At 45.6% G+C, this 14,685-nt stretch carries 8 protein-coding genes; 2 read left to right on the forward strand and 6 right to left on the reverse strand.

What is annotated here, in order from left to right; genetic code table 11:
* Positions 1-55: 55 nt before the first annotated feature.
* The 6 genes from RID53_RS36205 to RID53_RS36230 form a co-directional block, all read right to left on the reverse strand.
* Positions 56-2,278 carry a putative baseplate assembly protein gene (locus RID53_RS36205; protein ID WP_446392691.1) on the reverse strand — a complete coding sequence of 741 codons (2,223 nt, stop codon included), beginning with the start codon at positions 2,276-2,278 and terminating at the stop codon, positions 56-58.
* 108 nt (positions 2,279-2,386) lie between these two features.
* Entirely contained in the window at positions 2,387-2,803 is a 417-nt protein-coding gene (locus RID53_RS36210; protein ID WP_446392692.1) for a GPW/gp25 family protein, read from the reverse strand.
* A 351-nt stretch (positions 2,804-3,154) separates the two neighbouring features.
* On the reverse strand, positions 3,155-3,817 hold the full coding sequence (locus tag RID53_RS36215; RefSeq protein ID WP_446392693.1) for a PAAR domain-containing protein: 663 nt from the start codon (positions 3,815-3,817) through the stop codon (positions 3,155-3,157).
* 17 nt (positions 3,818-3,834) lie between these two features.
* Complete coding sequence (locus tag RID53_RS36220; protein WP_446392694.1) at positions 3,835-5,688, reverse strand: VgrG-related protein; 1,854 nt, start codon at positions 5,686-5,688, stop codon at positions 3,835-3,837.
* A gap of 588 nt (positions 5,689-6,276) precedes the next feature.
* Complete coding sequence (locus RID53_RS36225) at positions 6,277-6,786, reverse strand: CIS tube protein (RefSeq protein ID WP_446392695.1); 510 nt, start codon at positions 6,784-6,786, stop codon at positions 6,277-6,279.
* 447 nt (positions 6,787-7,233) lie between these two features.
* Positions 7,234-7,464, reverse strand: a complete 231-nt coding sequence (locus RID53_RS36230) for a hypothetical protein (RefSeq protein WP_446392696.1) — start codon at positions 7,462-7,464, stop codon at positions 7,234-7,236.
* Between the two features lie 1,335 nt (positions 7,465-8,799).
* Between RID53_RS36230 and RID53_RS36235 the strand changes: the two genes are divergently transcribed.
* Positions 8,800-13,236: a PAS domain S-box protein gene (locus RID53_RS36235; protein ID WP_446392697.1), complete on the forward strand. Its 4,437-nt coding sequence runs from the start codon at positions 8,800-8,802 to the stop codon at positions 13,234-13,236.
* A 110-nt stretch (positions 13,237-13,346) separates the two neighbouring features.
* Complete coding sequence (locus tag RID53_RS36240; RefSeq protein ID WP_446392698.1) at positions 13,347-14,402, forward strand: diguanylate cyclase domain-containing protein; 1,056 nt, start codon at positions 13,347-13,349, stop codon at positions 14,400-14,402.
* Positions 14,403-14,685 lie beyond the last annotated feature (283 nt).

Here is a 14,685-nt window from a genome sequence, read left to right on the forward strand (position 1 = left end):
CGCGTTAGGGTTGGATTGATGGGAGAAAGTGCGATCACCCTTCTTATATTCGCACTTATGTAATCAAATTAATCACATGACCTGAGCGTGACCGATTACTATGCCAAGAACAGATTAGACCCAAAGGACCGGGGTCAATGAGAGTTAAAGGCGAGCTTCGCATCCAATTCTGCCCCTGACGCCGTAATTCAAATAGCTGTACCGCCCCTAAATACTTTACTCCAGGAACGCTTTGCAATAAGGTAACAATATCCGATGAATAAACTGGGCGACCAAACGACCACCCGTTCCCCTCTGACCCCCCAGTTAAAGGATTGAGAAAGCGATAGAGTGCGGTTTGTAGTTTCAATAGTATTTCTTGTTGGGCACGGGGATTATTGTAAGCTGCATCGAGAGCAACTTCTGTTTGTACCGCAACCCCAACGTAATCGGGTTGGCTACAGAGGATTTCTACACCGAGTAACCGTCGTTCATCAAGATAACTCAGCACTCGTTCAGTGAGTTGCGGGGTTAGCGTTAATACATCTGGATCAATGCCTTCACCGCGCTCAATCCCATCCGTATTGGCGTTGGGTACAAGCAGCAGACGTACTCGTCCGGCGTCTTCTTGGCGAATGGGTGATAAGCATAACACGCGAGAAATAGAGCCGCCTCCGGCTTCCATGGCTAGGTATTCAAAGTCTTCGCGAGTGACGGCGCGATCGCGGGTTCTTAGGAGTCGTGGTACTCGGATCACGGCTTGTTCTAAGGATTCCGCATCAGCGCCATTCCGGGCGGGAGAATAGTTAATTACGTTCGCCACATAAGGAACAGCCGATTTGAGGACTTGAATCGCGCCCCGTTGCACGTTACCCTGTTGACCACCCCCAATGCGATAGGCAGCCATTTGGATCACCGCACCTCTAGGGGGAACTGCGCCATATTGACGTTCCATCGACTGCATCGCTGCGCCCTCCCGTCGTTCTAACGCGCCAGTTCGACCATTGACTAAACTGAGCATTTCCGAGGGGACTCTCTGAGAACGGGAACGCCACCGCGTTTGTTCTCGCAGTTGAGAGGGTTCTCGTAATAGGGGACCAAATTGAATGATGCCAGTAATCGCATCAATGGTATAGTGCAGGTCTTCTGGACCTGAGTCAGCAAAATCATTGACTTCTTGCCAGATTTGGGGTAAACCTCCAGGCGGAATCACCAAAATATGTTCTTCTTCCCGACGGGGCAAAATTCCCCGTCCTTGCAGTTGAAAGGTTTGACCGGGATTTCCATCACTTTCGCCGAGGATTTCATTACGAATTGTCGTACATTGGGTGACTTCAACAGTACCGCCAATCGACCGAACATCTAAACCAACGATGCGCGGGGAACGCATATAACCGGGTTGATTGAACTGAGGTTCGCTGTAAACACAGCGTAACCAACGTCCCTGATAGGTAACAAATTGAGTAACGGGTAAACGCAGGGGTAAATGGAGGACAACATCCGCCCCTTGTAATGGATCACCCCCTTGACGGATCAGTTCGCTGAAACTAAATCCTTTGGTACTATCATCCGCTTCTTGGAGGAGGATGGGTTGCCAAAACATACCATTCCAGGCTTGCCAAAGGCGAGGGGGATCTTCGGGATTAATCCCGGTAGAGGTTGCGGCTTCACCCCTAATTCGCAGGGCGATAACATTGCCTTCGATGGGTTGATCGGCTTCAAAGACAAGATAAAAGCAATTTCCGGCTTCAGGTTGTTCATTAAAAATCGATAACTCCAACCCTTCCCACTCCCCACTGGGTTGCTGAGTCCACGTTCCCACGAAGCGATCGCGCAGCACTTGGGGTTCCTCTTCAGCAATATCCGAGGTGAGAAAATGGCGGATACTGGGTTTAGCAATCACTAGAGGGCGATCGGTGCTAAAAATAATCGCATCGTCGGTTTGAGTGCGTACCGTCGCCACTTCGGTTCCTGTGGGAATCGTGTAGGCTTCGGGGAGAGATGAACTCAGATAAAATGTTTGCTGGGTTTGAGCCGGGGTTGGTGCTTGCAGGCGAATCCCCAGTAATTCCAGAAAGGTAACATAGTTACGCCGGGGGACTTGATTGAACCGCAGCAACATTTGGTCAGTTAACCAGGCGAACAGTTCAATCAGCGTGATTCCTGGATCACTGGGGTTGTAATTCGTCCATTCTGGACAGTAGCGGGGAATGCGGAGGATACACTCTTCTACTAAATCCTGAAATGCGCGATCGTCTAAATCAGATTTTGGTAACTTGGGTAAAAAATCAAATTCCATAATTTGTCATTCGTTGGTTGTAACTCTTCCTCCCCAGCTCCCTCAGCTCCCCCAGCTTCCCCTGCTTCCCCTGCTCCCTATCCCCAGCACAAATTCAGCAGATCCTAGTTACTCCCCAGAGGGCTGGAGATAGAACGGATAAACTAAACTGCGAGTATCATGGGAGTCTTTAGGATGATATTCAATAATAATATTGACGCGACCGCGGATGGGGTCCGGTTCTGTATAAACGCCATCCAGTACAATTCGAGGTTCCCACATTTTCAGGGCTTCCTCAACATAGACTCGAATCAGCAAAAGGGTTTGGGTATTCATTGGCGCAAAGGCGAGTTCAGACAGGCGCGACCCAAAATTTGGTCGGTAAACCCGTTCACCTACCTTAGTACCCAAGATTAGCGCGATCGCTTCTTCGATGTTTCGGATGTCGGCGCTGAGTTGTAGGCTTCCTTGCAGGTTTCCCCGTAACGGAAATGATAGTCCTCTACCCAGATAATCTCGTGGCTGGTTATTTGTAATATCTGCCATTTCTATAAATTTAGTCTATTAGGATAAGTGCGACTTTCCTAGAACGTTCTTTGATGTAACCTCAATTAATGGTCAGAAAATCTCAAGAGTCAATTTCTATTGTACGGGCAGCTTTAGTTATTCAGAACAGCTTAACTGTTTCGGCATTTAAACATTTAATCCTAATGTCAAGAATGGCAAAATCCTTGTAGGGTGAGCATCTTGCTCACTACCTAGACACAATTTAAAGGCATGGCAGCTTCGGAAAACTCAATAAGTAGGATTTGAATAGAATACAGCCTTTTCCGTGAACCTCAGTCTATCTATACCCCTACTTATGAGCTTTACTTCTGTATAACTCCTATTGCTGTTCTATTCCTCTTTCTTTTTCTGTTCTTCTTCAGCTTTCTTTTTCGCTTTTGCTGCAGCTTGACTAGCTTGAGCTTCCATCTGAGCCACCATAGCGCTGGTGTCTACAGAAACACTTGCCGCTGGTCCACTACCGATGAGAACCGTAGGACAACCCATTGTAATTTTATTGGGCGGACCTAACGCTTCTAAAACAGTGTTGCCCAGAAAACAAGCTGGGAGTCCATTAATCAAAACCGATGTACTACCGTCAATAACTACACCAGGTCCGTGGGGGGGTATAGGTAAGGGTGTTGTGCAGGTATGGGTATCAACAGTAGCGCCAATACCGCCAGCCGCCGCACCTGCAGCTGCTCCACTAGCTGCCATACTGGAGATGAGACTTCCCATCACGCCAGCTATTGTCGCTTTCGTCGCCTCTTCTGCTGCCTTTGCCACTGGCGCAGCTGGTGTACCAGCCGCATTTAATGTTGCTGTTTCAGCCGTTTTGATAATGGCATCAGATGCTTTTTTGGCAGATTGCAAGACAGCTGCTGATGCTGCGGGGATACCCCGCCAAGCTGGTTTTCCGCCAATTAATACATTAAAACTACCGGGTCCGGGTGTTAATGTGGGTGGAAGGGGATGGGTTACAGTATCGCCAAATCTTGCTGCAGGTTTTCCCATAATAAGCTCCTATTTGTCTAATTAAGTTTAATTGGTGTGCCTTTAACAGCCACTGGACCTGTGGCTTTAATATCGATTTTTTGGGCATCTAGGGTAATGCTAGTTCCTTTTATCGTAATGCTGTTACCCATCTTTTTCATAGTAATCGTTGTTCCACCACATTTCAGTTCAATTTTTCCTCCTCCATCATCTAAGAGAACATAATGACCATTCTGAGTTTGAACTTCTGCCTTTTTGTTTTTATCGTCTAAGCGAAGATAATGACCATTTTTAGTTTTCGCTTCGATAAATTGCTCAGTATCATTCAAGTGCAAATGATGATTGTATACCGTATCCAGATAAACGCCTTTTTTACTGCTGCCTTTATCCTCTTCAACAAACTGTAAGGTATGACCCGTGCGAGTTTTCAATGTTCGCAGTCGAACCTTGCCATCCATGACGCTATCAGTCACTGCTTCTGGCGGTTTATCTTTGCCATTCCAAACGCCGCCAAGTACATAAGGGTGATGAATATCGCCATGTTCAAACCCGACTAACACCTCATCATTCACCTCTGGAATACAGTCAAACCCTCGTCCGGGTCCTACACCAGCCGCCGCGATTCGCGCCCAGTAGCTTGCATGTTCTTCGGTTAGAGTAGGAAATTTGACTCTAACTCGACCCCAACCTTTAGGATCATTATTATCAGTCACAATACCGACGAGTAATGTTTGTCCCGGTTGAAATGGCGCTTCGTGGGATAACAGGGGTGGGAGATTATCGCCACGTAATCCTCGAATAGTGAATTCTGTAGTGTAAATTCGTTCGTCGAATAGGTGACGGGTTTCGGTTACGTAATACTCTCCACTGTATTTGCCTAAATCGCTGAGTTTGATCACCCGTCCTGGTCGAATTTTGGGATTTCCTTCTGCTTTGGCATCAGCATGAACAAATTCTCCGCCTAATTCGTCACAAATCGCTTGAGCGATGGTTCTAGCTTCGGGGGCATTGAAGACAGGCTGGTCTACTAAAATCATTTTGGGTGTGGGTGGCTTGCCTTTAAAGCTGGTACTGGTGCTAGCCCCATCTCCATAATCATTTTGGGTATGGACTTGTCCTCGATTGGCTGTTTCGACAATGGCTTGTTTTTGACTGTAGTCCCAGCCTCGGACTTCAACTTCACTCACCTGTTCGGCGCTACTGACTCTAACCTGAAAACTATGAACATCTTTGAGCCATTTCAGTTCTAGAGATTCATCAACTTTGGGTTTACGGAAGTTTAATTTTCCATCCTGAACAAAAAATTCAAACCCGTTACGGGCGGCGCGTTCACGTAAAAATTCTAGGTTCGTCTGATTTTCTTGAAAGATATAGCCATTTGACCCATTTATATCCCCATATCCATAGGGTCCACCCGTTTCATCAATCGTACCTGTGGGTATCCCGACTTCCCCAGCAATTTTTTTGACAATATCGGTATCGGTCATATTCTGAAACGAACGATTATACCGCCCCCGCCATAGCCGATGAGAAATATCGTAGCCGCGAATCATCATCGGCGCTTCGGAGTCACGGGTAAAGTTACATTCCATTGCCGTGATTTCCCCTTCGAGAACATAATCTTTCTCTTCCTCTTCAAACTCTTGGGCTTCGGTGGTACTCGAACCGAACCCTATCTTAATCGTTTTGCCGATTTCAAATAAGCCAGCATGTCGCCAGGTTTCATCCTCGCTGCGCCCCGGAAAGTAATCATTCTTAATCACTATGGTGAACATTCCAGGAAGATGGATGCTTTCTTCCACTGCGATTTCAATAATGTCGTCCATTAATGCTTTGGACGCTAACTGACCATCAATTTCTAAAATCGGTTCAGCTACATAAGTAACAGCCATGGCGACCTCTAGAATCAAGACTTGGCACTGAGTTGTGCCGCTGACTGGGAATTTACCCCCGGGGAATTGATGGGAGAATGGGACAATTTAGGCAGAAAGCAGGGGCTTGAGTGATTAACTTTCCCGTTTATTGCTGACCTGTTTCACTTGCCTGAATTTTACGTTTTGTAAACCAACATCCAACATCAATAGCCTGTTTAAGATGAATGTAGCATTCATCTGTAAAAATTCAACAGGTAACAATCACAAAAGGTCGGATGCAACCTAAACTATTGTATTGTCGGTGATTGATAGGGATGGTTTAAGGGGTGCGATCGCGAACGATCTCTAATATCTGTTTAGCTATCCTAACAGATGAATAGTCCCCAAGCGAGAAACCTGGGTGATAAGTACTCAGACGAAATTCAAGTTGACGGTTGAAATTGGGGAATAGGGAACAGGAACAAGGGATTGAGGGGTTTTACAATTCTTAACTCGATTAACAGAATTTATGTTCAGGTACTTATCAACTGTGTGATACCAAATCGGATAGCCTTCCTCATCTTCCCCATCTTCCCCATCCCTACTCGCTACCTGCACCGTTCTACATTAACGCCTACCACTTTGACGCTGGTTTCCACTCGGTTGGGGCGTTCCCATTCCCGGTTGAGACACAGACTCATCAATCTCTTCCAATGTCAGGTTCACCGACACTCGGACGGGTGTCCCATCAGGCAGAAACATGGTCAAGTTATAATCAACTTTTGTAACAAAACACCGAATATACTCCTGGGAACCCCAGGTAAACACATAAGTGGGCGGACGTTTTTCCTTTCCTTCCCCCGACTCGGCAAAATTTACCGCTTTCTCAAACTGTTTTAGATGGCGGAGGACGTTCTCACCTGTCTCATAGGTATCAAAAATAATATTGTTAATCGAGAGGGTAACAGGTTCAGGATAGGCAAAGTTTACCTTGGGTAATCCTCGACCTGTTCGCGCTCCGCTACTTTTTGTTAAGTTAATTTGCTGGCTAAAGGCTAACTGGTTGGGGTTGAACATGAAGTCAATTGTTCCCCCACCATCTGTAGAAATTAGTTGGGCTTTTACAAGTTGTGACATAATCGATTACCTCGGACTCAGTTTCCCGGCGATTGTCAATGGTTTAATCTCTTTGTCTATACGCTGACTGAGTTTTTCAGCATGGCTCTCACTGACCTTACTTTTCACGGGATCTGGAAAACCTCTCTCCAAACCTCTCTCCTTCAAGGAGAGAAGCTTTGAGTTCTCCCCCATGGAACAAAAAGCGAAGCATCCTCTGGCTTCCCCGTGCAAAAAACGCGAAGCAACATCTGGTCTCCCCTTTTTGAAGGGGGACGGAAGGGGGATCTAAAAGGTAAAGGGACTGGGGGGTTAGGTTTGATATCGATTTTTCTAGATGGCGTGAAAAGTCAGCTCACTGACCACTATATCAGAAAGTTGACAGAAAAGACTTTCTGGGTTTTTTGTCGTGAGCCAGCTTTCAAGATTCAATTAAACGTTTACGTGATTATTTTAAATCTTACTGAATTAAGACGTTCTACTAGAATAATTCTGTGGTTGTGATACTGTAGCATCCAATAATTTCACGTAAGCAATGGGCAGGACAAGGGGCCAAAATACCGTGGCAATACCAATAGTGAGTAACGATAAAACTTTTTGCTGAGGAGATAGTCCTGCTCCTTTTTCGAGAAAGTGTAACCAAGCGGTTAATAAGTAAAGCGCAACCAATATGTAAAAACCAATAAGCAAAAGTGTCATCTTTAAACTCCAGGCATAAACCAAGTTAATTCGTTAAACTCTAAAGCCATTTGGAGTGGCTATATTTATGTATTCTCTGTTACAGCTCTGGAATTCCACTAATATTGAGCTTGAGTAGATACACCCTTTCTGAAACAATCTGCCTAATGTTTTGAATTTGGTTCAGCAGAACAACTCTACGATCGTGATACGGTAGCGTTTAATAACCTTACGTAAGCAATGGGGAGAACAAGGGGCCAACATACGGTGGCGATACCAATAGTGAGTAACGATAAAAGTTTTTGCTGGAGTGTCATTCCCTTTCCTTGTTTAAAAAAGCGTAACCAAGCGACTAATAAATACAGCGAAATGAGTGCGTATAGACTGATAAGCCAAAGGTTCATAGCAAGACCCAAGATGTAGATAAAAACAGGTGGATCAGATTTTAGATTCTGAGAGATATCTGATGTGTTTTGACTATTCTAATTATTCTTCATTGTCCAAATGTAATCTGTGTTACTTGTCCTTAACTCCGGTGATATTCAGAGAGTCAACTTGTGAGGGACTTGAGAGTAAAGTGTGATGTTTTTTTTGAAGTAATATGATGAAGATCACAGTCATTTCTGGCTAACTGGTTTAGTGACCATTGCCTATGACACACTGAGCGAAGCGATGTCCTGAGCGTATCGAAGGGTCGAGGTGTTCCCTATTCCCGAAATTTTTGTTCTGTTTTGATCATAAATACTCTCGAAGAGCCACATTTTTTCGTACAACCTACAGAATTTATGTCTAGGTACTTACGAACCCAGCTTAAGCCAGCGACATTTTAAGGTTTATCCTTTGTGATCAAACCCTTGTAACACCAAAGTGCTGACGACGAACCTAGCTTAAGTTTGAATTTATTGCTTTGAGTTAAGATGTTAAACTCTAAGGGTGATCACTTTTCCTATTCCCCCAATGGTGATCTGATTTTAAAGTTGAGATTGTAGCCGCTTGGCGGATGGGGAAAGGATAGGTTTTGTGGGAATGGTATTGGTGCTATCTCGATTGCCTCCATAAATAGGGGCTGCTGAATAAGTGTTGTGGTGAGGGGGAGCTGGGGAAGCTGGAGAAGCTGGGAGAGCTGGGGGAGCAAGGGTACATTTTCCCTGAGCAAGGTGATGCCATACTTATGAAGGATGCTACCCCATTTCCTTGCACTTTATCCACTGTCAATATGGCTCAAAGCATTGCTTGATATGGGTTTCGGCTTTTTGCAGCAAGCCCTAAATAAATCCGCCCCAAGTAAGCGCTTGATGGGTTTATTTCACAACGTATAATCATTCATCCTGGATAATTTAAACGTTAGAAAGTCCGATGAACAAAACCTGGAATCTTTCTCCGTTAGGACGATATTTTCTCAACGTCTTAGCCTTGACGCTAATTTATATCGCTACTGCCCAAATTTTTAGCCGTCAGACTATTATCCCCTTGATTTGGATTCCCGCCGGAATTAGTCAAGCCGCCCTTTTGTTACTAGGACGCAATCTGTGGCTGGGTGTGGCTTTGGCTGAGTTATCTAGGGCGCTATTTATGGGAATTCCGGGAACGGTTGCGATCGCGTCTTGTTTAGGCTGTACGCTACAAGCCTTGTGGGGTGTGACGTTGGTTCAATCCTGGGAGATGCATCCCGGGTTAAATCGTCGCCGGGATGTGGTCAAATTCCTGGTGGGTATGGTTCTATTATCCTCCCTGGTGAGTCCCACAATTCGTCTGTTGGGTGAAGTTTTGGCGGGGGAATGGGGTGCAGGGGATTGGCTGCGGTGGTGGTTGAGTAATGCGATGGGACTTTTAATTGTTACGCCTGTACTGTTGACTCAGGGTTATTCGATGATGCAGTCGGGGGATGAGGGGAATGAGGGAAATGGCGAAGATGGGGGAAATGGGGACGATAGGGAAGTTATGCAGTTCATTCAACACTTGGGTAAGGGCGGGTTTAGGCACATCTGGGTTAAGTCAGAAACAAGGGTAGTGAAACCCGCCCCTACAATATCAACAATCATCTGGCAGGTTGGAGTCTGGCTGATTGGATTGGGAATCGTGAGTGGGTTGGTGTTTGGTGTTGTTTCGATTCCCGCTAGTTCCTCGGTTATTGTAACAGGTGATAGCCTAACGGTTTCTGAACCAATTGGAGTCCAGTTTCATCAACAACTTGCCACTCAGTTAAACCAGTTGTTAAATCAGCCTTTCTTTCAGGTTGACTTAAAGTATCTGCTATTTCCGTTTATTTTAGGGTCAGCCCTACAATGGGGTCAACGGATTACAACATTAGGTATTGGTGTAGTCGCGAGTATCGCTTTTTGGCAACAGGCTGAAAGGTTTGAGTCATTTAATCGGGTTATCGTTTCCCAAGATGTGTTTATCGCCATCTTCGCCATAACCGCCCTGATTGTCGCCGCTATTGTTAGCGATCGCGCCAAGGGTTATCAAGAATTATGCGATCGCGACACCCAGTCTCGCCATATCGTTGCCCATCTGGATCAACAGTTTCAGGAACGAACCGCCGCCCTGAAAGCCGCTAATCGCCAACTCTTAGCCGAAGTGGTGGAACAGAAGCAAATGGAGAAGGCGTTGCGGAAAAATGATCAACGTCTCTCTCTGTTGGTTCAACAAACGCCCCTGGCGGTGATTGAATGGAATACAGAAGGGGATATTGTCGATTGGAATCCGGCGGCGGAAAGCATTTTTGGCTATAGTCGCGACGAAGCCTTAGGTCATCCGTCTACCCTAATTGTACCTCCGGTTGCCCAAGCTCAAATTAAACAGATTAAAGCTAAACTGTGGTATGACAAACAAGTTGCTCGTTCCTGTAATCAGAATATCACTAAAGATGGCAGAACCATTATTTGTGAATGGTACAATACGCCTCTAATTGATAGCCAAGGGAATCTTATTGGTATTGCGTCTATGGCATTGGATATTACTCAGCGCCAGGAAACGCAAATGGCGTTACGGGAGAGTGAGGAACGGTTTGCCCTTGCGATTCAAGCGAATGATAGCGGACTTTTTGATATTAATTTCACAACCAATACCTACTATTATTCCCCCCAATTCCTGCATCTGATTGGTTATCCCGAAGACCGCGATACTCCCAGCTTTGACGAGTTGATGGCACGGGTTCATCCAGAGGATCAGTCGATGGTGAAAATCAGTATTGATCAACTTTTCATCAGTGAACTATCGCAATGGAAATTAGAGTTTCGCATGGTTCACGCCAATGGTTCAACCCCTTGGTTTTTATCGCGAGGATTGGTTCTGCGGGATGAAAATGGTAAGGTGACACGCATTGTCGGGACGCATACGAATATCAGCGATCGCAAACAAGCAGAAGCCGCCTTACTAGAGAGAGAGGAACAATTCCGCCAACTGGCGGAAAATATTCGGGAAGTGTTCTTTTTAACCACACCCGATTTAAGCCGCATGTTTTATCTGAGTCCCGCTTATGAGGAAGTTTGGGGACGATCCCGCGAAAGTCTTTACGACCAGCCGATGACCTGGTTAGATAATATTCATCCTTATGATCGCGATCGCGTGGCGGAGGCGTTAGGGAAACAACTGCAAGGGGAACAAGACTTTGAACAAGAATACCGCATTTTACGTCCCGACGGGAGTGAACGCTGGGTTTGGGTGCGGACGTTTCGCGTGTTTAACGACAAGGGTAAAATGACCCGCATTGCTGGGATTGCTGAAGATATCACTGAACGCAAGCATTCCGAAGCTGAACTGCGCCGTCAAACCCTACAACGGCAACTCTTTGCCGAAATTACGCTGAAGATTCGCCAATCCTTACAACTGGATGCCATCCTGCAAACGACCGTAACAGAAGTACGCCGGATTTTGCAAGTGGATCGAGTGGTGATCTACCAACTCAATGATGATGGAACTGGGGTGATTATGACGGAAGCCGTAGTTCCTGGCTGGACACCGATTCAAGGACAGGAGATTTATGATCCCTGTTTTCAGGAAGGCTACCTGGATCAATACCGCCAAGGACGCATTCGGGCGATCGAGGATCTCTACCAAGCCGACTTAGAACCCTGTCATATCGAACTGTTACAACCCTTTGGTGTGAGAGCGAATTTAGTCGTTCCCATTCTACAACGAGAGAACCTCTGGGGTCTATTAATTGCCCATCAATGTAGTGGTCCGCGACAGTGGGAAATGTTTGAAATTGAACTGTTGAGTCAACTCGCGGATCAGGTAGGAATTGCCCTCGCCCAGAGTCAACTGTTAGAAGAACAAACCCGAATTAGTCAACAATTAGCCGAAAAGAATTTACACCTAGAACAAGCCCGCCAAGAAGCCGAAACCGCCAATCATGCTAAAAGCGAATTCTTGGCGAATATGAGTCATGAACTCCGCACTCCCCTCAACGGTATTTTAGGTTATGTTCAAGTTCTAAAACGCGAACCTCATCCCACCGCCAAGCAACAGCAGGGACTGAGTATTATTCAACAGTGTGGGGAACACCTGTTAACCCTACTCAACGATATTTTAGACCTGTCTAAAATTGAAGCCCGGAAAATGGATTTATGTGTCAGCGAATTTCAGTTCCCCCATTTTCTAGAAGGAATTATCGAAATGGTTCGTATCCGTGCTGATGACAAAGCCATTGCGTTTCACTATCAACCTCTCTCTCCTTTACCTAAAATTGTCCGGGGTGATGAAAAACGATTGCGACAGGTGCTAATTAATCTGTTGGGAAATGCGATTAAATTTACGGATCAGGGGAGTATCACATTTAAAGTGGGCTATACTTCAGCCCAAGAACCAGCGACGGAAGCATCTAGCACCATGCGTTTTCAAATTGAAGATACCGGAATTGGCATTGCGGCTGAACAATTAAACGATATATTTTTACCCTTCCATCAAATTGGCGATCGGAATCGCCAGGTGGAAGGAACGGGATTAGGATTAGCGATTAGTCAGCGATTAGTTCAACTCCTTGGCGGCGAACTGCATGTCGAAAGTCATGTTGGTCAAGGGAGTACCTTTTATGTTGATTTAGATTTACCTGCCGTCTCTCCGGATCAAGCAACGGATGTGGTGGAAGATCGAGTTATTATTGGATTTCGCGGTTATCCGCGCAAAATTTTAATTGCTGATGATCAATGGCAAAATCGTTCAATTTTAGTTAACTTGTTGTTACCCTTAGGATTTGAGATACTCGAAGCGATCAATGGTGAAGACTGTCTCCAGCAAGCACAACAAGACCACCCTGACGCAATTTTAATGGATTTGATCATGCCAAAACTCGATGGATTAGAAGCGACTCGACGGATACGAGAAATTCCCTCGTTACGGGATACCGTTGTGTTGGCGATTTCAGCCAGCGTTTTTGGAGAAAAACAACAGCAATCTCTCGCCGCAGGTTGTGATGATTTTATTGGACAACCTGTACAATCTAAAACTCTCTTTGCTACTCTGCAAAAGCATCTCAATTTAGAGTGGATTTATGAATCTGACGATGCACCTAGTAGTGCTTACCCTCCAGCAAGACTGCCTGATCAAAATGCTGAGGTTTTGATTACTCCCTCAAAGATTGTTGCACCGTCTCCCAAGGAGATGAATAGTCTTTATGAATTAGCGATGATGGGTGATATTAAAGGGATTAGTGAGAAAGCTGATCAACTTGAACAACTCGATTCGCAATGGGTTCCATTTGCCAGGAAACTTCGCCATTTAGCCAATGGGTTTCAGGAAAAACAAATTCTAGAATTTGTGAAAAAATACATGAACGAGATAGAGGATTAAAGTTTTTGGGTTTGGTTTGTAGGGGCGGATTTTACTACTATCGCGTTTTCCTTAACCCAAATGTAACTAAACCCGCCCCAACCAAGTGCATAACGAATGACAAATGACAAATGACGAATGACAAAGAGACAATTCTCATTGTTGATGATAATCTCACCAACTCAGAAGTGCTGTTAGATTTTGTGAGTGAGGCAGGGTTTCAGGTTATCCTGGCAAGGGATGGTGACAGTGCAATCAAAAAAGCTGAAGTTGAGCATCCCGATATCATTTTGCTGGATGTGATTATGCCGGGGATTGATGGGTTTGAAACCTGTCGGCGTCTGAAAGCTAATCCGGCTACCCAAGATATCCCAGTAATTTTTCTCACCGCCCTGTCGCAAACGGCGGTTATCATCAAAGGATTTGAATTAGGCGCAGTTGATTATATTATTAAGCCCACTCAGCAGGAAATCGTGTTAGCACGGGTGAATACTCATCTGACGATTCAAAAGCTACGCCAAAATCTGGAAGCCCAAAATCAGCAACTCCAACAGGAGATTCAGCAGCGTCAGGAGGCTGAGGCAAAACTGCAAAAAGCGAATGCTCAACTGAAACGTTTAGCCACGTTAGATAGTTTAACTCAACTGGCGAATCGGCATCGATTTGATGAATATTTTAACCAAGTGTGGCGGATTTCGCGACGAGAACAATGGGTGTTGTCGTTGCTTTTATGCGATGTGGATTATTTTAAACTCTACAATGATACTAAGGGGCATCAAGCTGGGGATGAATGTTTGTATAAGGTGGCGCAAGCAATGAAACAGGTGGTAAAGCGTCCCGCCGATTTAGTCGCCCGCTATGGAGGAGAAGAATTTGCAGTGATTCTACCGAATACCCCAGCCCAAGGGGCGTTACAAGTTGCCAAATTTATTCAGTCGAAGCTGATTCAGTTGGGTTTGACGCATCCGCGATCGCCGATTAAAAATTCTGTCACCTTGAGTGTGGGGGTATCTAGCACTGTTCCTTGTCATCAAACCTCTCCGGAAGCGCTAATAGCGGCGGCGGATCAAGCATTGTATCAGGCAAAAGAAACGGGACGCGATCGCGCGATTTTTCTGTCACTGGACGATCCTGACTCTCAGAGTGTATGCTCTATACCTTCACCCTCTCGTTCCTCACCCCAGTGATTGCCTGGGAAAGCTGGGGAAGTTGGGGAAGCTGGGGAAGCTGGGGGAGCTGGGGAAGCTGGGGAAGCTATGTAGAGACGTGCCATGGCACGTCTGGAAGCTAGGGGAGCAGAGGAATAGGACAATAGTTAGTCTTTTAACGGGAGACAATAAAATAGCTGCGATCGCCAAGTAAACGTAACAGATTGGCAACAATACCCGTATATCTGCTCTGGCTTGATTTTGAAGTTGGTGTATCTTCCATCTCAGGCTTATCATCTATTGTTTACCGTTTATGGCACTT

It is taken from the genome of Coleofasciculus sp. B1-GNL1-01 (assembly GCF_040220235.1).
GTDB lineage: Bacteria > Cyanobacteriota > Cyanobacteriia > Cyanobacteriales > Coleofasciculaceae > Coleofasciculus.